The sequence below is a fragment of the Mycobacterium sp. Soil_C_30 genome (assembly GCF_057656995.1).
The window spans coordinates 152980-176149 of the sequence record NZ_JBDGJH010000014.1; the positions used below are offsets into that span (position 1 = coordinate 152980).

Here is a 23170-nt window from a genome sequence, read left to right on the forward strand (position 1 = left end):
ATGCGCACACGAGCCGCCGTCACCTACCGACTGAACACCCGCTTCGAGGTCAAGGAAGTCGAACTCGACGAACCCGGACCCAACGAGGTGCTGGTGCATCTGGTCGCTTCCGGTGTCTGCCATTCCGACATGCACCACGTCACCGGTGACCAGATCGCCGCCCTGCCGATGATCTTCGGCCACGAAGGTGCCGGCGTCGTGGAACAGGTGGGCGCCAACGTGACACACGTCGTTCCCGGTGATCACGTGGTGATGTCGTATCTGCCGTCGTGCGGCACCTGCCGCTGGTGCACCGACGGCCAGACCAACCTCTGCGATCTCGGCGCGCACACCGTGGAGGGACCGCAGATCGACGGGACCTACCGGTTCCGCGACGATGACGGCGTGGAACTCGGTCAGTTCTGCCTGGTGTCGACCTTCAGCGAGTGGACCGTCGTACCCGGGCAGTCCGTGGTCAAGGTCGACAAGCACTACCGCTTGGAGCGGGCCTGCCTGGTGGCCTGCGGTGTCACCACCGGCGTGGGCACGGCGATCTACCGCGGCGGCGTCGAGCCCGGTGAGGATGTGATGGTCTACGGGGTCGGCGGCATCGGGATGAACATCGTGCAGGGCGCCAAGATCGCCGGTGCCAAACGCATCATCGCCTGCGATACCAATGACTGGAAGCTGGAGCAGGCCAAGCTGTTCGGCGCCACCCACACCGTCAACCCGAACACGACCGACCCGGTGGAGTTCGCCACCGAACTCACCTGGGGTGTCGGCGTGGACAAGGCGTTCGAGGCCATCGCTACCGCCGAGACCATCGGCCAGGCCGTCCGGTCGGTACGCAAGAGCGGCACCGTCGCGGTGGTGGGCCTCACCCGGCACGACCAGCCCAGCATCCCGGTGAACCCGTCGGATTTCGTGCTGTGGCAGAAGACGCTCACCGGATCGCTCAACGGCGGCTGCAACCCGCGCAATGACATCCCGAAGATGTTGAAGCTGTGGGACTCCGGCCAGATCAACCTCGACGGCCTGGTCACCAAGGAGTACCGCATCGAGCAGATCAACGACGCCTACGACGACCTGCTGGCGGGCAAGAACCTGCGCGGCGTGATCCGCTACGAGTGGGCCGACAACGGAGTGCCGTCATGACACTTGCGTATTCACTCGACGCCGACGCCGAACAGTTCCTCGGTGTGGTGGCTGACTTCTGCACCACGCGGGTGGGCCCCCGCGCCCAGGACATCGACCTCACCGGTGAATTCTTCCCCGACCTGCTGGCCGATGCGGCCGATCTCGGGTTGCAGGGCTTGATCTTCGGAGACGACGGCACCATCGACCCGACCATGTTCGCGCTCGCCCACGAGACCACCGAACTGGTGGCGTCGTACTCGGGAGCGGTGGCGCTGGGCATCTCGATCGCCCGGCTGCACGGCTACCTGCTGGCGGCCTACGCGCCCGTCGACGTCAGGGACCGGTGGCTGCCCGGGCTCATCGACGGTTCGGTGCGGGGCAGCTTCGCACTCAGCGAACCGCACTCCGGCACCGACATCCGGGCCGGCCGCACGGTCGCGGTGGAACTCGACGACCACACCGTCAGCATCACCGGCGAGAAGGCGTGGATCACCCAGTCGCCGGCCGCGCACTTCTGCATCGTTCTGACCAAGCTGAACTCGGCCGACCGGGACGCCCCCACGGCGGCGTTCGTGGTACCGCTGGACGCCGACGGGGTGACTGTCGGCAAAGACGAACCCATGTCGGGGTTCCGCGGAATGCCCATGGCGAACGTGCATTTCGACAACTGCCGGATCCCGTCGGCCTGGCGGCTGCAGGTGGACGGTTTCCGCGGCATGCTGGAAGGCCTGAACCTGGCCCGGCTCGACGCCGGGTGTTACGGGGTGGGTTTCATGCGGGCCGCGCTGCGCGAGAGTGCGGCCTATGTCCGCGACCGGCAGGCGTTCGGCAAGTCGCTGGCCGACCTGCAGATCGTGCAGGAGAAGCTCGGCCGGATGCACGCCGACTATCTTGCCGCCCGCGGGCTGTTGCGCGAAGGCGTCGCCAGTTACGCCGCCGGCGGTGGCGGCGACTCCCATTTGATCTCCGCCGCCAAGATGTTCGCCACCGACGCCGCGATGCGCAACACCGTCGAGGCGGTGCAACTGCATGGCGGCTACGGCGTTCATCTGCACTATCCGGTGCAACGATTGATGCGGGACGCGAAGATCACCCAGATCATCGACGGCACCAGTGAGATCCACGCCCTGATGCTCGGCCGGGCCGCGGCGCGCGCCGACTGGTCCTGAAACTGAAGGAAGACATGACTGTCAACGCAGCCCTGCAACGTTCCGTGTTCATCGACGGCGAGTTCGTCGGCTCCGACGGTGACGTCCTCCCGGTCACCGACAAGGCCACCGGGGCGGTGATCGGCGAGTCCGTCACCGCCACCGAGTCGGACGTCCAGCGTGCGGTCGCCGGTGCTGTTGCCGCGCAGCGGGAATGGGCGGCCACCCCGGCCACCGAGCGAGCGGCCATCCTGCGCCGCGGCGGCGCGATCCTGGAGCGGGAAACGGCCCGGTTCAAGGACATCCTGATCCGCGAGGGCGGGGCCGTAGGTCCCAAGGCCGAGGGTGAGATCGGCGCCAGCGTCATCGAGTTCTTCCAGGCCGCTGAACTGGCCACCACCCCGCTGGGGGAGATCATCCCGTCCGGGCAGCGCGGCCGTGTCAACATCATCGAGCGCCGCCCCGTCGGCGTCGTCGGACTGATCACCGCCTGGAACGCGCCGGTGCACATCGCGATGCGGGTGCTGGCGCCGGCCATCGCGCTGGGTAACGCGGTGGTGCTCAAACCCGCACCGGAGACGCCGTTCACCGGCGGACTGATGCTGGCCGAAGTGCTCGCCGAAGCCGGGGTGCCGGCCGGTGTGGTGCAGGTGCTCACCGGCGGTCCTGCCGGCGCCGGGTTGGTCAATCACCAGCAGGTCGACATGATCCACTTCACCGGCTCGGAAGAGACCGGCCGTCGCATCAACGTCGCCGCCGCACCCCTGCTCAAGCGGGTGGCGCTGGAACTCGGCGGCAACAACGCCAGCATCGTGCTCGCCGATGCCGATGTGGAACTCGCCGCGCGGTGCGGCGCCGGCTCGTCGTTCGGTCACCAGGGCCAGGTGTGTATCGCCACGGGCCGCCACATCGTGCTGGCCGATGTGGCTGTTGATTACATCGCGGCGCTGTCGGCCGAAGCCGCGAAACTGACTGTCGGCGACCCGTACACGTCCGAGGTCGATCTGGGACCCATGGTGTCGGAGCGTCAAGTGGAGAAGGCGCTGGCGATGGTGACCAGCAGCGTCGAACTCGGTGCCCGGGTGGTGGAAGGTGGTACCGCCGAGGGAGTGTTCCTGCGTCCCACGGTCGTCGACCAGGTGCGCCCCGGAATGGTGCTGCACGACGAGGAGGTGTTCGCGCCCATCGCGCCGGTCACCGTCGTCGACTCGGTGGATGAGGCGCTCAAGATCGTCAACGGCACCCGGTTCGGCCTGTCCACGTCCGTGTTCAGCCGCGACCTCGACAAGGCGTGGAGTGTGGCCGATCAGGTGCGTTCGGGCATGGTGCACGTCAACGACGGCACCGCCATGCACGAATCGCAGGTGCCGTTCGGTGGGACCGCCGCGTCGGGCCTCGGTGACGACCTCGGTGGCCGCGCCAACATCGACCTGCTGACCGAGCGTCGGTGGACAAGCCTGCAGCGGAATGCACTGTGACCGATGGGTTCGAGAAGGGCACGGTCCGGCTGGAGGTTTCGGGCCGGGTCGCGAGCATCGTGCTGGACCGGCCGCGCAAGCGCAACGCACTGAGCACCCATCTGATCACCGAACTGCGGGCCCGGCTCGAGGAGGTTGCTGCCTCAGATGCCCGGGTGGTGCTGCTGGTCGGTGAAGGCCCGGTGTTCTGCGCCGGCGCGGATACCGTCGAATTCGCCGACATGTCAGCCGAACTGGTGCGTGGCCGGTGGACCCGGCTGGGCCAGCAGGTGTTCCGGGCGTTGGCCGAACTACCACAGACCACCGTCGCGGTGCTGGCGGGCAGTGCCTTCGGTGGGGGACTCGAGCTGGCGATGCACTGCGACTTCCGGGTGGCCGCCGAGTCCGCGGTGCTGGCGCTGCCGGAGGCCACGCTGGGCACCACACCGGGGTGGTCCGGGCTGGGCAAGATCAGCGAGATCGCGGGGCTTGCCGCGGCCCGGCGGCTGGCGCTCACCGGCGTGCCCATCAGCGCGGCCGAGGCGTTCCGGCTGGGCATCGTGGACATCGTGGACGCCGACGTGCGTACCGCGGCGGAAACCCTGATTCAGAGCCTGTTGGACACCACCCCGGGTGCACAGTCGATTCTCAAGCGGGTCCTGGCGTCCAGTGCGCCCGCGGACGCCGCCACCCTCATCGATTCCCTCGCCGGTGGCTATCTCGCCGCCTCCGGTGAGACCAACTCCAGGAGGAACTCGTGACCAGAACCGTGCTCATCGCCGGCTCATCCCGCGGTATCGGAGCCGCCGCCGCCCGCCAGGAGGCCGCCCGAGGATCTCGGGTGATCCTGCACGGGCGCAGCGATTCTGCTGCGCTGAAAGAGCTTTCGGCCGAACTCGATGCGACCGCCTACCACTGCGACGGCCAGGATGCCGCCGCCGTGCAGGAATTGGTGGATGCCGCGCTGGGGACACACGGCCGTATCGACGCACTGATCTGCACGCTGGGCAGTGTGCTGGCCACCGACGCGCTGTCCGGCTCCACCGACGACTGGATCGACGAGTACCGGTCGAATGTCCTGGGCCCGGTGAACTTCATCAGGGCGGTGGCCCCGTCCATGCTGGCCAACGGCGGTGGCCGGATCGTCACGGTGTCCTCGATCCGCGGCCGGGACAACCTGGCCAGCCCGGAGGTGACGGGGTATTCGGCGGCCAAGGCCGCCCTGGAGAACGTCACGGTGTCCTTCGCCAAGGCGCTGGCTCCGTCCATCACCGTCAATGCGGTGGCCCCCGGCTTCGTGCTGACGGATATGTCCGAATCCTGGTCGGAGGAGGTGCGCAAAGAGGTGGCCACCAATCTGTTGGGCCGCGCAGCCCAGCCCGAGGAGATCGCCGCGCTGCTGTGCTTCCTGGCCGGCGACGGTGCCAGCTTCATCACCGGCCAGACCGTGCTCGCCGACGGCGGATTGGACGCCCGCTGATGACACATCTGGTTCTGCCGGACTCCGACGGCAAACTCACCCAGGTGGAGCTGGCCGCACCGGCGGCGCTGATCACGTCCTCGGCTCCACCCACCAGCCGCGCCGTGTACGCCGCCGCGCATGTGGTCGCCGACCCGCTGCGGGCCTGCGATGCGGTTCCCGGTGTCGAACAGATCGACTGGGATGCCACGCTGGAGCTGCGCCGGCGCCTGTGGTCGCTCGGCCTGGGCGTCGCGGAGTCCATGGATACCGCCCAACGCGGGATGGGCCTGGACTGGGCCGGGGCCCGCGAGCTGGCCCTGCGGACCCTCGCCGATGCCGACGAGCGCGGCGGGGACGTGGTGGTGGGTATCGCCACCGATCAGATCGACAGTCCGACAGCCGATCTCGGTCAGATTCGTGATGCCTACCTGGAGCAGATCGCCGATATCGAAAGTGCCGGCGGCTCCGTGGTGATGATGGCCAGCAGGCACCTGGCCCGGGCGGCGCAGAGCCCCGAGGACTACGCCAAGGTCTACGGCGAGGTGCTGGCGCAGGTCACCCGGCCGGTGATCTTGCACTGGCTCGGTGCGATGTTCGACCCCGCGCTGGCGGGCTACTGGGGGCACGACGAACCCAAAGCCGCCATGGGATGCGTCGTCGACATCATCGGCGCCCACGTCGACAAGGTGCGCGGGATCAAGGTCTCGCTACTGGATGCGGCGCTGGAAACCCTGCTGCGCGAGCTCATTCCGGCGCCCGCACGGGTGTTCACCGGCGACGACTTCAACTACGTGGACCTGATCGCCGGTGACGGCACCCGGCACAGCGAGGCCCTGCTCGGTGCCTTCGCGGCTGTGCCGCGGTTCGCCTCGGCGGCCTTCGCGCGTCTGGACGCCGGTGACACCGCCGGTTTCCGGGACATCCTGGAGCCGACGCTGCCGCTGAGCCGCTTGGTGTTCAGCGCCCCCACCCAGTACTACAAGGTGGGCGTGGCGTGGCTGACGTATCTCGACGGCGGCCAGCATCATTTCCGGATGCTGAAGGGCTTCGAGACCGGCCGCAATCTGCTGCACCTTGCCGAACTCGTGCGGGTGGCCGGCGGGCTGGGGCTGTTCACCGATCCGGGTCTGGCCGCGCAGCGGGCGTCGGCCTACTTCGCCGTGCAGGGTGTCGGGTCCCGCTTCTGATCGCGGCGAGATCTGAGGACGGGTGTGTCCAAAAGTGCAGTTCGGCTGACGCGCGCGTCGTATCCTCAGCCCCATGGCACCCCTCGTCGAGCACCGGCCGACCTTCTGCCGGATCTGCGAACCGCTGTGCGGGATGATCGCCACCGTCGAAGACGGTCGGCTGACCGCCCTTCGGCCGGACAAGGATCATCCGCTCTCCCGGGGATTCGCCTGCCAGAAGGGCATCGCATTCACCGAGATCAACAACGACCCCGATCGAATCACCGTTCCACTGCGCCGGCGGCCCGATGGGCAGTTCGAGGAAGTCAGCTGGGACCAGGCGCTCGACGACATCGCCGCGCGGCTCACCACGATTGTGCGACAGCACGGTTCGGGTGCCGTCGGCTGGTACATGGGCAACCCCGGCGCGTTCAGCTTCGGTCACGCGATGTGGTCCGGCCTGTTCACCAAGGGCCTGGGCCGGCGGTCGCACTATTTCACGGCATCGTCGCAGGACGTCAGCAATCGAATCCTGGCCAGCCAACTGCTGTACGGCTCGCCCGCCGCCATTCCGGTTCCCGACCTGACTCGCGCTGAACTGTGCGTCGTGGTCGGCGCGAACCCCGTGGTTTCCCACGGCAGCATGATCACCGCCCCGCGCATCAAGGACCGGTTGCACGACATCGTGAAGCGCGGCGGCCGCGTCGTCGTCATCGATCCGCGCAGGACCGAGACCGCCGCACAGTTCGATTGGCTGGGCATCCGGCCCGACAGTGACGCGTTTCTCCTGCTCGCCTTGCTCCACGTCATGTTCGACGAAGGCCTCGCCGACATCGACGCCATCCAGCGCCAAGCCACCGGCGTCGACTGGCTTCGCGCGCACTGCCTGCCGTTCACCCCGGAGGTCACCGCCGAGGTGACCGGCATCGACCCCGACACCGTTCGTGGTCTGGCGCGGGATCTGGCCCGCTCGGCCGGTGCCAGCGTGTACGGCCGCTTCGGCACCAGCACCGGCCGCAGCGGCACGTTGACGTCGTATCTGCTGGATGCGGTCAATCTGGTTTCGGGGAATCTCGACCGGGCCGGTGGTGCCATGTTCGGCTCGCTGGGGATTCCCGGCCAGCGGCTGGCTCTGAAGCTGCTGGCCCCCGCCATGCAACGGGCCTACCGACGAAATCGCTCACGGGTGGGCGGCTTTCCTCAGGTGTTCGGTTCAGAACCGGCCACCATGATGGCCAAGGAGATCGCCACACCGGGCCCGGGTCAGATCAAAGCCCTCTTCGTCAGTGCGGGTAATCCGGTGCTGTCGGTGCCCAACGGTGCCGAGCTGGTTTCGGCGGCCGCGCAGTTGGATCTGATGGTGGGGTTGGACTTCTATCTCACCGAGACCACGTCGCTCTGCGACTACGTGCTGCCGACCACCACCATGTACGAGCGTGACGACTTTCCCGTCCTGGCTCAAGGGCAGCAGCTGACCCCGTTCCGGCAAGCCGGCGAGGCGGTGGTGGCTCCGGCGGGTCAGGCGAAACCCGAATGGCAGATCGTCGACGGCCTGATGCGGCGGATGGCACGACAGACCCCGGGCTTCGCCGTGGTGGCCGTGATGCGAAAGGTGCTGAGCCTCATGGGGATCGAGTTCGGTCCCCGGCTCCTCATGGACGCCGTGATCCGGCTGGCCGACGGCGGCGACCGGTTCGGCCTGCGCCGCGGCGGGTTGAACTTCTCCAAGCTGGCGGCCGACCGCCCACACGGGGTGATCATCGAACCGCACTTGCGCGAGAAAATCCTGCCGAAGACAGTGCCATACCAGGGTGGGCGGGTCAGGTTGGCCCACGACGGTATCGCCGGCGAGATCGAGAAGCTGCGTCGTCGGAAAGAGCCGGCGCAGTACCCACTACGGCTCATCGGGATGCGCGAGCCGCGCTCGGAGAACTCCTGGATGCACAACTCACCGCTGCTGATGCGTGGTGACCGGGGCCACCGGGCGTTGATGCATGTCGACGACGCCGCCGAACTCGCGATTGCCGACGGTGACAAGATCCAGATCAGTTCGCCGTGGGGAAAGATCACTGTGGCGGTGGGTCTGACGAAAGACATTGTGCCGGGCGTCATCGCCGTGCCGCACGGCTGGGGGCACGACGGCACCGGCGGATGGAAAGTCGCCAACCGCGCCGGTGGCGCGAATGTCAATGCACTGATGTCGACGGAGCCCGAAGACGTCGAGGCGCTGGCGGGCATGGCGTGGCTGACCGGTGTGCCGGTGCGGGTGCACCCCGTTGATTGTGAAACGCGGCTGTAAGCACCACGGTAGCGCGGCAACGTAGGGGCCTGGACGCCCTGCCCCTACGTGCCGCAACACATCTCAGAGCGCGTTCTGTCCGATGTCCATCAAGTCGATCCAGCCCCCCAGGGATGCCCAACCGGACCAGCCGTTGTTGGGCGCGGTCTGCCAGGTGTGCCATACCGCGCCGTCGGCACCGCGGCCGAACACCTCGATCCGTCCGTCGTTGTTCTGGCTGACCTTCAGCTGATCGATCCAGCCACCGCGGGATTGCCAGCCGGACCAGCTTCCGTTTGCGGAGGCTTGCCAGGTGTGCCAGACGGCGCCGTCGGCGCCGCGGGCGAACGCTTCGATTCGGCCGTCCTCGTTGCGGCCCACGGCGAGTCGGTCGATCCAGCCGCCGAGGGATTGCCACCCCGACCAGCCGCCTGCGGTGGTCTGCCAGTTGTGCCAGAGTGCTTTGTCCGCTCCACGCGCGAAGATTTCGAGCCGGCCGTCGGCGTTGTGGCCGATGTCGATCAGGTCGATCCAGCCCCCGAGGGACTGCCAGCCGGACCAGCTTCCGCCTGGGGAGGTCTGCCAGTTGTGCCAGACGGCACCGTCGGCGCCGCGGGCGAAGACTTCCAGCCGGCCGTCCTCATTGCGTTCCACGGTGAGTCGGTCGATCCAGCCGCCGAGGGATTGCCACCCCGACCAGCCGCCTGCGGTGGTCTGCCAGTTGTGCCAGAGTGCTTTGTCCGCTCCACGCGCGAAGATCTCGAGCCGGCCGTCGGCGTTGTGGCCGATGTCGATCAGGTCGATCCAGCCGCCGAGGGATTCCCAGCCGGACCAGCTTCCGCCTGGGGAGGTCTGCCAGGTGTGCCAGACGGCACTGTCGGCGCCGCGGGCGAACGCTTCGATTCTGCCGTCCCCGTTGCGGCCCACGGCGAGTCGGTCGATCCAGCCGCCGAGGGATTCCCAGCCGGACCAGCCGTTGTTCGGCGCGGTCTGCCACCTGTGCCACAGCGCTTTGTCCGCGCCGCGGGCAAATACTTCCAGCCGGCTGACCGCTCCGGCAGCCGCCTGCCGCACCGCCGCGCCGGCGTCGAGAAATGTGCCGACCGGTTTACCGGGATCCTCGGTGAGCGGTGTCCCGGTGACATTCAGGATCCGCCGGATTTCGGCGGGACTCAGACCGGGGTTGGCCGCCAGCATCAACGCTGCCACACCGGCCACCTTGGGAGTTGCGCCCGAGGTACCGCCGAAACTGTTGGAATAAGCCTGATCTGAAGCAGAGTCGCAGGTCAGATCATGATCACCGTCGCCGGGTGCGGCGACGACGATCCGCGGGCCGTAGTTGCTGAACCACGCGCGTTTGTTCTCGGTGTCGTGATAGGCGGTCGCACCCACCAGAATCGAGCCCGTCTCCGGGATCGCGTTTCCGGAGTCGTCCACGCCCGCGTCGCGGTCGCCGTTTCCTGCCGCGACACAGACCACGACGCCGGCAGCGATGGCGGTCCTGATTGCCGCGTTGACCGAGGGAACCTGTTCGTAGTTCCCGAATGCTCCGGTCTGGACTTCGAGTATGACGACCTTGCGGCGACCTCCGCTGTCGGTGGTGCGTACCCAGTCGATACCCCGTGCCCACGGTTCGCCTCCGAGGCTGGCGCCCGTGCCGGAGTCGGATTGGATGGCCCACAGCGGAGCCTCGAAACCCACCCCCGCCATGCCGGCGTCATTCACCGCGGCGCCGGTGTGCCCGAGCACACCTGTTCCGTGAAAGATGCTGGGGCCGTGTGTGACATCGGTGGTGCCGTCGAATGCGTTGTAGGTGCGTTCCACCTTGCCTGCTAGGTCCTGATGGGATGTGCGGTAACCCCAGTCGATGTCGGCAACCACGACGTCCTTGGCGGTGGATCGTGCCCAGGCATTGTTCACGCCACACCGGAACAGATACCACTGATTCTCCAGACCGGTGTTGGGATCGACGACCACCTGACCGCTGTTGCCGATCAAGGGTTCGGTCAACGGAGTGGCGACCGGCGGTGCGGTCAGCGCTCCCGTCATGGACGTCTCGGCGGTGACCGTCGGGGGCAGAGCGACGGGTACCGGCACTGCCCGCTCCACCTCGGGCAAGGCGGCGAGCTGGGCGGCGATCGCACGGGTGTCCGTGTGGTCCGGGAAGTGCAACGTCATGAAATGGCCGAGATGGGGTGCGTCGATACCCTGTTGCCGTGCCACGGCCTGTGCCGCCGACGCTTCATCGGGCGAAGTCAAGAACGTCGGTTCGGCCTGCAGGAGACCGTGCCGGCGCAGGATCTGGTTCATCTCGTCGAGCCGGCCCTCGTCAGCGCTCCGGATCGAGGGGGTCTCGGCGTCGGCGGGACCGATCTGCGGACTCACTCCTTCCCGGAATTGCACCTCGATGACACCTGGCCGATAGGACGGGTGCGCGGCGGCCGTGCCACCTGGCGGACCGAATCGGGGCTGCCCGGGTCTTTGCCCGTTGCCCGCCATGGTCGTCGGAGGCGCCATGGACGGGACGGCGGAATCACCGGGCTCACCGGTCGTTTTCATCGACCGCTGCCCGCGGCCGGGCCGGGGCATGTCATCGTCCTGCGTCGCGTCCATCATGGACGGAGTGGGCATGTCGCCTGTATCTACATGGCTGTCGAACGAACCGGGCAACGGCATCTCCGATGCGGGAGCTTCGGAATCTGGCGTGCTGTCGCGCTTCGTCATGGCAATCGCCTCCTTGGCGATTCGGTGTTCTGGTTGTTCACGCGCAAGGCGCGAGTGCGCTTTCGTTGCTGCGCCGCAGCCACTGACACTCATCGCTGACGCGGCTGAACACCGCGAAATCTCTTGCGCCTGATCACGCCGGCGGTCGTGACACACCGAGTGTCCCGATCCAGGAGCGCGTCGACTCGCGTAGTTCCCTACTCGATCTCGAGGTGGGCCTGCTGACCACGCCGCGTTTGGCCAACGCTGCCGTCCACGCTACTGTTAGCGTTACAGTATGGCTGTGGAGTTGCCGTGTGAACTTGGGGAGTCGGCCATGAGTGTCGGGGAGGCCACCCTGGTCGATCCTGGCGCCGCGCTGCGGCGGGTCCTCGAGTTGCAGCGGCGGGCTTTCCTCACCGACGGCCCACCCGAGGCCGCCACCCGGCGCCACCGCATCGACCGTCTGCTGGCGCTAGTCCTGGACAACACCGACGCCTTCGCCGATGCCATGGCCACCGACTTCGGCACCCGCTCGCGCGCGGCGTCGTTGTTCACCGAAGTGGTGGGAATGATCCCGGTGATCGAATACACCAGATCACATGTGGCGCAGTGGATGCGGCCACAGAAGCTGCTGCGTGCCGCGCGTCTGGCCGGGCTGCGCGCGGACGTCGAACCCACTCCGCTGGGCGTGGTGGGCATCATCGGGCCGTGGAACTTCCCGCTGAACCTCGTGGTGCTGCCCGCCGCGGCGGCGTTCGCGGCCGGAAACCGGGTGATGATCAAGATGTCGGAGATCACCGGGCATACCGGGCGGCTGATGAGTGAGCTGGCGCCGACGTACTTCGACCCGGCGGAGCTGCACGTCACCACCGGCGGACGTGAGGTGGCAGCGGCCTTCGCCACGACCGCGTTCGACCACCTCTTCTTCACCGGTTCCCCGTCCATCGGTGCACTGGTCCAGCGGGCTGCCGCACAGAACCTGGTGCCCGTCACCCTGGAGCTGGGCGGCAAGAACCCGGTGGTGGTGGCGCCCGACGCCGATGTTGCGACGGCGGCGGCACGCATCGCGGCGGCCCGGATGGTCAACGGCGGACAGGTCTGCGTCTGCCCGGATTACGTGTTCGTCCCCGCCGACCGGGCCGAGGTGTTCGTCGACGTGGTGAAGCAGACGTGGGCGGCGATGTTCCCGACGGTCGTGACCAATACCGACTACTGCTCGAGCGTCGACGACGCCAACTACGACCGGGTGCTCGGCCTCCTCGACGACGCGCGCGCCCAAGGCGCCACCGTCGACGCCGTGGAACCCGACGGTGAACTGCTGCCGGACCGGGCCGGCCGCAAGATCGCACCCACCCTGGTTCGGGGTGTCGACCCGTCGATGCGCATCGCCGAGGAGGAGATCTTCGGCCCGGTACTGGAGGTGAAGACCTACTCCGCGCTGACCGAGGTGATCGAGTACGTCAACGACCGGCCCTCGCCGCTGGTGGCCTACTGGTTCGGACCCGACGGCCAGGAGTTCCGCCGGTTCGTCCAGAACTCGCGAAGCGGCGGTGTAGCGCGCAATGACTTTGCCGCGCAGATGATCCCGTCGGCGGCGCCGTTCGGTGGTGTCGGACGCAGCGGCATGGGGGCCTACCACGGCAAGGCGGGCTTCGACGCGTTCAGTCATCACCGCTCGGTGGTGGGATCGGATCTGCCCTTCAGCCTCACGGCCCACGCCGCGCCACCGTTCGGCAGGCCGGTGAAACTGTATGCCGATATGACGCTGCGGCTGGCGCGGGCGAGGACCCACCGCCGCCTGAAAGGGCGGCGATGACAGTCTCGACAGTGGTGTTCGATCCGTTCTCGGAGGACTTCTTCAACGGACCCTACGAGACGTACCGCCGGATGCGCGCCGAGGCGCCGGTCTATTACAGCCGGCAGTACGACTTCTACGCCCTGACCCGGCACCGGGATGTCGCTGCCGCCTTCAAAGACTTCAGCACCTACTCGTCGGCCCGCGGCGTTGACCTGGCGCAGGTGCGCAAAGGTCATGTGACAGAGCATGGTTCGATCATCGCGATGGACCCGCCCCGTCATCGGCACATGCGCAGCCTGCTGAACAAGGTGTTCACCCCGCGCGCCATCCAGGCGCAACGGCCGATGGTGGCCGCGCTGATCGACAAGTACCTCGCGGCCGTCGACCCGGACGGATTCGACGTGGTTCAGGACTTCTCGGCGCTGTTCCCGGTCGAGGTGATCACCACCATGCAAGGCGTGCCCGACGGGGACAGTCAGCGGATCCGGCTGTGGATCGACGACCTGCTGCACCGCGACTCCGGACAGGTGGAGATGTCCGAGGCAGGCCTGCAGTCCGCCGTCGAGATGGCCGTCTATTACTACAAACTGACGAAACAGCGTCGGGGTGAACTCGGCGACGATCTGCTGAGCAAGCTGATCACCGCCGAGATCGAACGGGACAACGGTGAGATGGAGCCGTTGAGCAATGTCGAGATCACCGAGTTCGCGACGCTGCTCGGTGGGGCGGGCGCCGAGACGGTGACCAAACTGCTGGGCAATGCCGCGGTGGTGTTCGCGCAGTTCCCCGACCAGTGGCAGAAACTGCGCGACGACCGCACCAAGATCCCGCTGGCCGTCGAGGAACTGTTGCGCTACGAGGCCCCCGCGCAGTACAACGTGCGCTGCTCGCTGCGGGAGGCCACACTGCACGGTGTGACGATTCCGGCGGGCAAGCCGGTGTTCCTGGTGGGCGGTTCGGCCAACCGCGATCCCGAGGCGTGGACCGATCCCGATCGCTTCGATATCGACCGGGACCGCACCCAGGCGCAGAATCTCGGGCTGGGCTACGGCATCCACAGTTGCCTGGGCGCAGCGCTGGCACGGATGGAAAGTGCCATCGCACTGGACAAGTTGCTGGACTTCATGCCGCGCTACGAGGTGGACTGGGCGGGCTGCCGGAGGGTGAACATGCAGAACGTGGCCGGCTGGAGCAACGTGCCGGTGCGCGTGCTGCGCTGACAACCCGTGTGAGACGGTGTCACCCGGGTATAGAAGCGAGGTGTTCGCTCCTTCGCACCGACGTATGCCCACCGTTCCTGCTGTGCGGTCACGGTGACAGCCGCACCCACACCGGCCCCGGACGATCTTCGCCGGCTTGCCGCCGCGCACGGGGTGGCCACGTCCTATCAGAACGAGCGGCGGGAGCCGGTGGACGTCGACGCCGACGTCGTGATCCGGGTGCTCGGTTTGCTGGACGTGGAGGCGGGCACCGACAGCGACCGCCGCCGTGAGCTTGCCGAGGTGGCGCAGCGCAAGAGCGTCGGCGCAGTGCCTCCCACGATCGCGGTGCGGGCGGACGGGCGACCGAGGCGGGTGCCGGGAGCGCGGGTCCTGATCCATGAGGACGGCACCGAACTCGAGGTGCTCGACGAGATACCCGCGGACCTCCCACTGGGCTGGTATCGCCTGCAGACCCACGACGACCAGGAGGCCACCCTGGTGGTCGCCCCACCGAAGGTGCCGGCCTCGCCGCCGACATGGGGCTGGATGCTGCAGCTCTACGCGTTGCGGTCGGCGCGCTCCTGGGGTCACGGTGACCTCGGTGATCTTCGTGAATTCGTCAACTGGACCGCTGCCGAGCACGGCGCAGGCGCGGTGCTGCTCAACCCGCTGCACGCGCCCGGACCGACCCACCCCGTGCAGCCGTCCCCGTACACCCCGTCCAGCCGGCGCTTCGCCAATCCGCTGGCGCTGCGTATCGAAGACCTGGACGCCTACCGTCGTGCGGATCCGGACACCCGCGCGGAAGTCGACGCCCTGCGCGTGTCGGCGAGCACCCACCGCATCCAACACGACCTGGTGTGGGCGGCCAAACGCGCTGCGCTGGAACTGCTGTGGCGGGCAGAAGGCCGCCCCGCGGTGCTCGCGGACTCGAACGCCTCGGCGGGCCTGCGGGACTGGGCCACCTACTGCGCTCTGGCCGAGCGGCACGGTGGGCGGTGGAGTCGCTGGCCCGAGGAACTGCGTGACGTGTCGGGGGCGGCCGTGGCCGCCGCCCGCCGTGAGCTGGCACCCCGGGTCGGATTCCACGCGTGGGTGCAGCGGCAGTGCGCCGAACAGCTCCTGGCTGTACGCAAGAGCGCGCGCGATGCCGGCATGGCGCTGGGGGTGTTGCACGACCTCGCGGTGGGCGTGGATGCCGACGGCGCCGACGCGTGGGCGCTGGCCGACGTGCTGGCCACCGGTGTGAGCATCGGGGCGCCGCCGGACAACTTCACCCCTCGAGGACAGGACTGGGGGTTGCCGCCATGGCGCCCGGACCGCCTGGCCACCACCGGGTATGCCGCGCTGCGGGACATGTTGCGCGCCGTGCTGGCACATGCCGATGGCCTGCGGATCGATCATGTCGCCGGACTGTGGCGGCTGTGGTGGGTCCCCCCGGGCGACGGCCCCGAGCGCGGCACCTACGTGTACTACGACGCCGACACCATGTTGGCGGTCCTGGCGCTGGAAGCGCACCGGGCCGAAGCCACGGTGGTGGGGGAGGATCTGGGCACCGTCGAGCCGGAGGTCACCGCGGCGCTTGCCGACAACGGGATGCTCGGCTGCGCGGTGTCCTGGTTCACCCGTGACCAGTCCGTGCCCGGCGAGCCGCTGCTGGCGTCGGCCAAATGGCCGGAGCGAGCTGCCGCCAGCCTGTCCACGCATGACTTGCCCACGGCCGCAGGGTTTCTCCAGGGTGGGCATGTGCGGGTGCGTGCCGATCTGGGCCTGCTCGACGATGTACCGGCCGAACAGGCCAACGCCGACAAGGAGCGCGCCGAGTGGGTACAGCTGCTGCAGGACGAGGGCCTGTTGACGGCGGAAGCGGACGATCCGGCGATCATCACCGCGATGCACCGGTTCCTGGCGGCCACGCCCAGCAGGCTGAAACTGATCTCGCCCTACGATGTCATCGGCGAGCCGCGCCAGCCCAACCTCCCGGGGACCGTCGATGAGTATCCGAACTGGCGGATCCCGTTGCCGCAGACGCTGGAGCAGTTGCGTGCCGACTCCCGGGTGGCCGAAGTCATCGCCGCGTTCCGGGCGTCACTGCCAGGCAGCGACCAGGGCGGCGGTGGTGGTGATCTCGGCCAGCAGTGACAGCGTGTTGTCGATGACGGCCTCGCCTTAGTCGGCGGGCACGCCGGCCACGGCATCACGCGGCAGCACCACACGATAGGCGGCGTTCACCGCGTCCATCACCAGGTTGGGGATCGCGACGTTCAGTGATACTCCCACCGGCACGATGGTGCGCACGCCGAGGTTACGCAGGATCGCGTCCAGGTCGGTGCCGCCCATCGGCCCCAGGCCGTGCCACCGGTGTAACACCAGATCGTCTGTCTCCGGGCCAAATTGGGGGAGCAGTGCCGCACCCGAGGTGCCCGGGGTGATCGCAACACCACGCCGCCCGACGGCGAACAGCTTGGCGTTGGTGTTGGATCCTTTGCCATCAGGTCGCCGCTGCACCAGGCAGTGGACCACTTGAGCGCCGGCCCGCCGCGCCACGGGTAACAGGCGTTCGATATTGGGCAGGGCGCGGCGGCGGGCCTCGTCCGCGAGCGCGGGCAGGCCGGCCTCCCGGCCGACGACGGCACCCTGCAACTCCTGGGTGACGACGGCGGTGCACGAGGGGTCGACATTCATGTGACCGCCGCAACCTCGTAGAACTGGGTGGCCCATTGCCGGAGTGCCATATACGGTTTGGCGTCTGTCTTCGACAGCGACGGGTGCTCGATGTACTTCTGGTAGCGCCAGATGTCCAGGTCGTCCCACACTGTCACCAGGTACTGCTTCTCCACTCGGGCGCGAACCTCCTCGGGTGGGACGTCGGACTGGTCGCCGCCCTGCCGTGGCCACCAGATCGAGTAAAAGAGGTTGGACACCTGGTCGTCGACCGGTGTGCAGGCGAAGATCAACCGGTGGTTCGACGACCCCTCGAACGCGCTCATCGCGAAGCCCAGTCCGGAGAAATGACTGTGGATGCGCAGCGCCATCTGGTCGGGGTCGTCGCTGCGCACATCCGGCCAGCCAGTCAGGAACCGCCACTCCTCGTCCACCACTGACCAGTCCAGGCAGACCGGTGTGACGGTCGCCCCGTGCACATAGCGGAAATGCGCACTGTCCGGGCCGTTCTCGGCGACGATCTGGGGGTGGACGGGCTCGTTCTGCGCGAGCCGGGAAAACTCAGGATACGGCCGGTAGTACTTGTCGGGGTCGGTCTCGAACTGCGGAAACTTCAGGAAGATGTCAGGTAGTTCCCACTGTGGTGGCCTGCCGTCGGGCTGATGCCAGAGGAAGACGCAATCATGTTGCTCTACAACGGGATACACCCGAAGATGCAGGCCCCGGTTGGGCCGGTCCGGTTGGTACGGGATGTGGCGATTGGTGCCGTCGGGGCCCCAGCGCCAGCCATGGAAGGGGCACTCCACACAATCGTCGACCACGGTGCCGCCGTGGCCCAGGTGGGCGCCGAGGTGTTTGCAGTGCGCCCCCATCACATGCAACTCTCCAGATTCGTCGCGGTAGGCGACCAGGTCTTCGCCGAAGTACTTCAGCGGCCGGGTCTGGCCGGACGGGAACTCCGGTGACCAGCCGATCATGAACCACCCGGTGACCTTCCAGGTGAATGGCACCTTCACCGCCCCGACCTCCTCGAACCGCGATCCGATGGCAACGGAATACATTACAGTAACTGTTTCGACAGTAACGCGGGGTTGGAGGTTCCCGGGTGAGAACACCAGACGAGTTGGAGGCGTTGCGGGTGCTCAAAGCCCGGTACTGCCGATACCTGGACACCAAGGACGTCGAGGCCTGGCGGGCGTTGTTCGCCCCCGATGTGGTGGTGCGTCTCGACCTTGCCGTGTCGACCGGCGGACAGGACCCACAGACCATGCCGCCACTGACAGGGCTCGAGCAGTTCGAGCCCGTCGTGTGGGGTGGCGTCAAAGATGCCGCCACCGTGCACCATTGCCACACCCCGGAGCTCGCGCTGACCTCGCCGACCACCGCCACCGGCATCTGGGCGATGGAGGACCTGCTGGTTTTCGGCAACGGCAGCCAACTGCACGGCGCCGGCCACTATCACGAAACCTACGAAAAGCGCTCCGACACCTGGTTGATCACGAGTCTGCACCTGACCCGGACGTTGCTCCGATTCACGGGGCCCACGTGACCGAACTCGATGTCCTGGTGATCGGGGCAGGGTTCTCCGGCCTGTACGCACTGCACCTACTGCGTGAGGCGGGTCTGCGCGTCATCGCCGTCGAAGCCGCCGAAGGTGTCGGTGGCACGTGGCTGCACAACCGCTACCCGGGGGCCCGCTGCGATATCGAGAGCATCGAGTACTCCTACAGCTTCTCCGAGGAGATCCAGCAGGAGTGGGTGTGGACCGAGACCATGCCCGCCCAGCCTGAGATCGAGGCGTACCTGAACTTCGTCGCCGACCGGCTGGACCTGCGCCGCGACATCACCTTCAACACCCGCGTCGTGTCGTTGGTGTTCGGTGACGGCACGTGGACCATCGGCACCGAGACGGGGCGGACCTTCACCGCGCAGTTCGTGGTGGCCGCGTCCGGCATCCTGTCCGCGCCCCTGGAACCCGACATCGCGGGCATCGGCTCGTTCGGGGGCTTGTCGTTGTTCACCAGCCGGTGGCCCGACGGTGTCGATCTGCGTGGCACGCGGGTGGGTGTCATCGGCACCGGATCCACCGGCGTGCAACTGATCCCGGTGGTGGCGCGGGAAGCCGAGCACCTGTACGTCTTCCAGCGTTCCCCGGCCTACACGCTGCCCTGGACGGTGCGGGCCTTCGCACCTGGTGAGCTGGAGTCCATGAAGGCCGACTACGCCGCGATCCGGGCGGCGCAACGGCAGCACCCGGTGGGGGCGGCGCGACTGAGCGCGTTCTCGGTGCTGCTCGACATGCTCGTCAGCCCACCGATCAAATCCGCCTCACGCGAGGACCAGCTGCGGGCCGTCGACGAGCGCGGGATCCTGGGTGCGCTCAACTGGGGTGACATCTTCTTCGACATCGAAGCCAACCGGATGGCCGCTGCGTTGTACGGTGAGGCGGTCGCACGGCTTGTCGAGGACCCCGAGACCGCCGCGGCGCTGGTGCCCACCCACCCGTTCGGATGCAAGCGCCCCATCATCGACCAGGGCTACCACCAGACCTTCAACCGTCACAACGTCACCCTTGTCGACCTCCGCAAAGGCGGGATCGAGGAGGTGACGGCCACCGGTATCCGCACCGCGCAGGGGCACTTCGGACTCGACGTCATCATCTACGCAACCGGATTCGACGCGATGACCGGTGCATTGACCCGTATCGACATCCGGGGTCGAGAGGCGCTGTCGTTGAGGGAGTTCTGGGCCGACGAAGGCCCGCTGTCCTATCTCGGCCTGGCCGTCGCGGGCTTTCCCAATCTGTTCACCGTGCAGGGGCCAGGAAGCCCTTCTGCAGCGACGAACTTCGTCACCGCACTGGAGCAGCACATCGAGTGGATAACCAGGTGTATCGACTATCTACGGGTCCATGGATATCGGACCATCGAGGCGCTGCCGGACGCTCAACGGGAGTGGATGGAGCACGCCGCCTCGTTGGTGGCGCCCACCGTGCTGGTACACCCGAGTTGCAACTCCTGGTACAACGGCGCCAATGTTCCCGGGAAGAAACGCATGTACATGGGCTACACCGCGGGCATTCCCGAATACCGCCGCCGGTGCGACGAGATCGCCGACGGCGGATACACCGGATTCAAATTGGCCTAGTTCCCCGCTTCCGTTGTCCATACTCCCTGATGACCCGGGAGCGGGCCGTGGTCAGCGCGGTTTCGAGGTCATGCTCGGTGAGCACCACCCACTGGAACCCGATCCCGAACATCGCCGAGGTGATGTCGTTCACCACTGCGGCGACATCGATGTCGCCGCGGACGGAGCCGTCGGAGATCCCGGCGCGGAGAGCGTGTTCGACCTTGGCGGCACCCTCACGCAGATGCCCGGCCACGCGATCGCGCAGCGGGGAGGTGGTCTTCACGGCTTCGAACGTGGCCACGAACATCGCGCGCAGTACCTCGCGGTCGGTGACGTAGAGATCATGGATGCGGTCGAAATGAGCGAGGACCTGCTGCATCCCGGTGGCCCCGGGGTGGGGATCGGGGTCGAGGCGGCTGACGTATTCGTGCAGGAAGGCCTCGAGGATCGCGTCCTTGCTGCCGTATCTGGCGTGCACCATCGCCCTGCTGTAACCGGCGCGACGGCTGATCTCGGCGGCCGTTGTTGCTTCCCAGCCTTTTTCGACGATCAGCGCAGCGGCGGCCTCGAGCAGGCGACGGGCCGACGTTTCGACGCGTTCTGGTTGCGTCAGCCCCCGGACAGGAGTGGGCACCCTTGCATATTAAACGGCCGACAATTAACTTGGTGGTCGAGTGCCACATTGCCGGGAGGCCAACGATGACGTCACGCTCGGCGCGTGAGGTTGTGGAGCTGTACAACCTGCAGGTGTGGAACCGCCGTGACTTCGCACTGGCCCCGGAATTGTTCGCCGACAACGTGATTCGGCACGAGGTCGGCGAGTCGCACGTCTTGACCCGCGCACAGGCCGTGGCGCGGATCGTCGACCTGTGCCAGGCGTTCGACGACATCCAATTCACGCTCAACGTCGTGGTGGCCGGCGATGACGGAGAGCACGTCACCATCGTCTACGAGTCCACCATGACTCCGCCGGACGGCGCACCAACGTCGATCGCCAGCATGGAGGTGTTCCGGGTGGTCGATGGACAGATCGCCGAGGTCTACAACTGTGGGTACAAACAAGGAGTCTGGACGTGACGGATCGTGTGCTCGACGAACTCGGCTACTACCTACTGGCGGGTGCCGGGGGAGAGGGGCCCGCCACGCTGATGGACGAGGCGCGCGACGGTGAAGCGCTGGGTTTCGGAACGGCCTTCATCTCGGAGCGGTGGAACGTCAAGGAGGCCTCGTCCCTGGTGGGTGCGGCCTGTGCGGTGACCAGCCGCATGCAGATCGCCACGGCGGCAACCAATCACAACACCCGACACCCCCTGATCACCGGATCCTGGGCCACCACCATGCACCGGCTGTCCCGCGGCCGGTTCACCCTCGGTATCGGGCGCGGTATCGCCGCGATGTACTCGGCCTTCGGGGTCCCGGCGGTGACCACCGCGCAAATGGAGGACTTCGCGCACGTGATGCGCCGACTGTGGCAGGGCGAGCTGATCTTCAACCATGACGGGCCCATCGGGAAGTATCAGGTGCTGTTCCTGGATCCCGATTTCAACGAGGACATCCGGTTGGCCATCGTGGCCTTCGGGCCGCAGACGCTGGCCCTCGGTGGCCGTGCTTTCGACGACGTCATCCTGCACACCTACTTCACCCCCGAGACGCTGCAGCGCAGTGTCAAGACCGTCAAGGACGCCGCCGAGCAAGCCGGGCGCGATCCGGACAAGGTGCGGGTCTGGTCGTGTTTCGCCACCGTTGGCGACCACCTGCCCGAGGAGTTGCGGCTGAAGAAGACCGTGGCCCGTCTGGCCACCTATCTGCAGGGCTACGGCGATTTGCTGGTGAGCACCAACAACTGGGATCCTGCTGTGCTGCAACGGTTTCGTGAGGATACCGTGGTGCAGTCCATTGCCGGCGGCATCGACCACAAGGCCACCGCCGGGCAGATCGAACACATCGCGACGTTGATCCCGGACGAATGGCTGGAGCCGTCGGCCACCGGCACCGCGGCGCAGTGCGTCGACCGGGTGCGCAAGGAGTTCGACTACGGCGCCGACGCGGTGATCATGCACGGCGCCACCCCTGACGAGTTGGCCCCGATCGTGGCGCAGTACCGGGCGACGGTCAGCTGAGCTCGGACGCATTTTCACCCCACTCACTGATCGGACGGCGACCCTTGGCCACTTCACCTGTACGTCTCGGATGTGTGTATCTGCCGCAGTTCGCACCGGAAGGGATCGGCGCGACCGCACGGGCCGCCGATACCACTGGTCTCGACGAGCTGTGGCTGTGGGAGGACTGCTTCCTGGCCGGCGGTGTCTCCGGCGCCGCGATCGCGTTGGCCAACAGTGAACGCCTGACGGTCGGGGTGGGCGTGCTGCCGGTGCCGCTGCGCAACGTGGCGCTGACTGCGATGGAGATCGCGACCCTGCACCGGGCGTTCCCCGGCCGGGTGCGCATCGGCCTCGGCCACGGTGTGCAGGACTGGATGAAACAGGTGGGCGCCAAGGTGAGTTCACCGATGACGCTGATGCGGGAGTACCTGACCTGTTTGAGCGCACTGCTGCGTGGCGAGACCGTCACCTTCCACGGCACGTACGTGACCCTCGAGGACGTGACGCTGGACTGGCCGCCGACGACGCATGTCGAGATCCTCGCTGCAGCCGTGGGTCCGCGCACCTTGGCGCTCAGCGGCGAACTGTCCAATGGCACAGTGCTGACTCAGGGCACCACCCCGGATCAGGTACGCGAGGCGATCGGTCAGATCGCCCCCGCCGGCCCGCATTCCATCATCACCTACGTGCTGTCCGCTATTGGTTCTGATGCGGCGCAGCAGATCAAGCAGGAGATCGCACGCTGGAATCTCGATGCGTCCGCGGATATCCACGCCAGTGGAAGCGCCACGGAAATCGTTGCTGCCGTGCGGCGGTGGGTCGACGCCGGCAGCGACACGGTGGTGTTGCAGCCGCCGCTCAACGTCCGCGTCGAGGAGTTCGTCGAGTTCGTCGGCACTCACGTTCAACCGCTGCTTCAGCAGGGGCGCCAGTGACGCTCTT

At 67.3% G+C, this 23170-nt stretch carries 18 protein-coding genes and 1 pseudogene; 15 read left to right on the forward strand and 4 right to left on the reverse strand.

Annotated elements, in window-relative coordinates; translation table 11 throughout:
• The 7 genes from AC3A6P_RS23910 to AC3A6P_RS23940 all read left to right on the forward strand — a co-directional run bounded on the left by AC3A6P_RS23910 (position 1) and on the right by AC3A6P_RS23940 (position 8648).
• Positions 1-1134, forward strand: a complete 1134-nt coding sequence (locus AC3A6P_RS23910) for a Zn-dependent alcohol dehydrogenase (protein ID WP_487694351.1) — start codon at positions 1-3, stop codon at positions 1132-1134.
• A complete protein-coding gene (locus AC3A6P_RS23915; RefSeq protein ID WP_487694352.1) occupies positions 1131-2285 on the forward strand; it encodes an acyl-CoA dehydrogenase family protein in 1155 nt (384 codons plus the stop codon). The genes AC3A6P_RS23910 and AC3A6P_RS23915 overlap by 4 nt, the downstream gene beginning before the upstream one ends.
• A 14-nt stretch (positions 2286-2299) precedes the next feature.
• Positions 2300-3742, forward strand: coding sequence for an aldehyde dehydrogenase family protein (locus tag AC3A6P_RS23920; RefSeq protein ID WP_487694354.1), 1443 nt, complete (start codon positions 2300-2302; stop codon positions 3740-3742).
• Entirely contained in the window at positions 3739-4482 is a 744-nt protein-coding gene (locus tag AC3A6P_RS23925; protein ID WP_487694355.1) for an enoyl-CoA hydratase/isomerase family protein, read from the forward strand. Before AC3A6P_RS23920 ends, AC3A6P_RS23925 begins: the two co-directional genes overlap by 4 nt.
• Positions 4479-5201: an SDR family NAD(P)-dependent oxidoreductase gene (locus AC3A6P_RS23930; protein ID WP_487694356.1), complete on the forward strand. Its 723-nt coding sequence runs from the start codon at positions 4479-4481 to the stop codon at positions 5199-5201. Before AC3A6P_RS23925 ends, AC3A6P_RS23930 begins: the two co-directional genes overlap by 4 nt.
• Entirely contained in the window at positions 5201-6370 is a 1170-nt protein-coding gene (locus AC3A6P_RS23935; protein ID WP_487694357.1) for a dihydrodipicolinate synthase family protein, read from the forward strand. Before AC3A6P_RS23930 ends, AC3A6P_RS23935 begins: the two co-directional genes overlap by 1 nt.
• Positions 6371-6443: 73 nt before the next feature.
• Positions 6444-8648, forward strand: a complete 2205-nt coding sequence (locus tag AC3A6P_RS23940) for a molybdopterin-containing oxidoreductase family protein (RefSeq protein ID WP_487694358.1) — start codon at positions 6444-6446, stop codon at positions 8646-8648.
• Between the two features lie 63 nt (positions 8649-8711).
• Here the strand turns inward: AC3A6P_RS23940 and AC3A6P_RS23945 are convergent, their stop codons facing one another.
• Positions 8712-11351, reverse strand: coding sequence for a DUF8189 domain-containing protein (locus AC3A6P_RS23945; protein WP_487694359.1), 2640 nt, complete (start codon positions 11349-11351; stop codon positions 8712-8714).
• Between the two features lie 316 nt (positions 11352-11667).
• Here AC3A6P_RS23945 and AC3A6P_RS23950 point away from each other — a divergent pair, with 316 nt between their 5' ends.
• From AC3A6P_RS23950 to malQ, 3 genes are all read left to right on the forward strand, one after another.
• Positions 11668-13149 (forward strand): aldehyde dehydrogenase family protein, encoded by a 1482-nt coding sequence (locus AC3A6P_RS23950; protein WP_487694360.1) that lies wholly within the window; start codon positions 11668-11670, stop codon positions 13147-13149.
• Positions 13146-14351 (forward strand): cytochrome P450, encoded by a 1206-nt coding sequence (locus AC3A6P_RS23955; RefSeq protein WP_487694361.1) that lies wholly within the window; start codon positions 13146-13148, stop codon positions 14349-14351. Before AC3A6P_RS23950 ends, AC3A6P_RS23955 begins: the two co-directional genes overlap by 4 nt.
• Positions 14352-14444: 93 nt before the next feature.
• Positions 14445-16475, forward strand: a complete 2031-nt coding sequence (malQ, locus tag AC3A6P_RS23960; RefSeq protein WP_487694363.1) for a 4-alpha-glucanotransferase — start codon at positions 14445-14447, stop codon at positions 16473-16475.
• On the opposite strand, the pseudogene AC3A6P_RS23965 reads toward malQ, so the two are convergent.
• Both AC3A6P_RS23965 and AC3A6P_RS23970 read right to left on the reverse strand, forming a co-directional pair.
• Positions 16422-17018: pseudogene (locus AC3A6P_RS23965) on the reverse strand (cysteine hydrolase family protein). The gene malQ and the pseudogene AC3A6P_RS23965 sit on opposite strands and share 54 nt — an antisense overlap.
• Positions 17015-18013: an aromatic ring-hydroxylating oxygenase subunit alpha gene (locus AC3A6P_RS23970; protein ID WP_487694390.1), complete on the reverse strand. Its 999-nt coding sequence runs from the start codon at positions 18011-18013 to the stop codon at positions 17015-17017. Before AC3A6P_RS23970 ends, AC3A6P_RS23965 begins: the two are co-directional and overlap by 4 nt.
• 89 nt (positions 18014-18102) lie before the next feature.
• On the opposite strand from AC3A6P_RS23970, the gene AC3A6P_RS23975 reads away from it, so the two are divergent.
• Positions 18103-18546, forward strand: a complete 444-nt coding sequence (locus AC3A6P_RS23975) for a nuclear transport factor 2 family protein (protein WP_487694364.1) — start codon at positions 18103-18105, stop codon at positions 18544-18546.
• A complete protein-coding gene (locus AC3A6P_RS23980) occupies positions 18543-20144 on the forward strand; it encodes a flavin-containing monooxygenase (protein WP_487694365.1) in 1602 nt (533 codons plus the stop codon). The genes AC3A6P_RS23975 and AC3A6P_RS23980 overlap by 4 nt, the downstream gene beginning before the upstream one ends.
• Here the strand turns inward: AC3A6P_RS23980 and AC3A6P_RS23985 are convergent.
• Complete coding sequence (locus tag AC3A6P_RS23985) at positions 20131-20760, reverse strand: TetR/AcrR family transcriptional regulator (protein ID WP_487694366.1); 630 nt, start codon at positions 20758-20760, stop codon at positions 20131-20133. The two genes, AC3A6P_RS23980 and AC3A6P_RS23985, sit on opposite strands and share 14 nt — an antisense overlap.
• A 65-nt stretch (positions 20761-20825) precedes the next feature.
• Between AC3A6P_RS23985 and AC3A6P_RS23990 the strand changes: the two genes are divergently transcribed.
• Genes AC3A6P_RS23990 through AC3A6P_RS24000 form a run of 3 tightly spaced genes read left to right on the forward strand, consistent with a single transcriptional unit; the run spans position 20826 to position 23163 of the window.
• Complete coding sequence (locus AC3A6P_RS23990; protein ID WP_487694368.1) at positions 20826-21203, forward strand: ester cyclase; 378 nt, start codon at positions 20826-20828, stop codon at positions 21201-21203.
• A complete protein-coding gene (locus tag AC3A6P_RS23995; RefSeq protein WP_487694369.1) occupies positions 21200-22246 on the forward strand; it encodes a TIGR03857 family LLM class F420-dependent oxidoreductase in 1047 nt (348 codons plus the stop codon). The genes AC3A6P_RS23990 and AC3A6P_RS23995 overlap by 4 nt, the downstream gene beginning before the upstream one ends.
• Before the next feature lie 44 nt (positions 22247-22290).
• On the forward strand, positions 22291-23163 hold the full coding sequence (locus tag AC3A6P_RS24000; protein WP_487694370.1) for an LLM class flavin-dependent oxidoreductase: 873 nt from the start codon (positions 22291-22293) through the stop codon (positions 23161-23163).
• Positions 23164-23170: the final 7 nt, after the last annotated feature.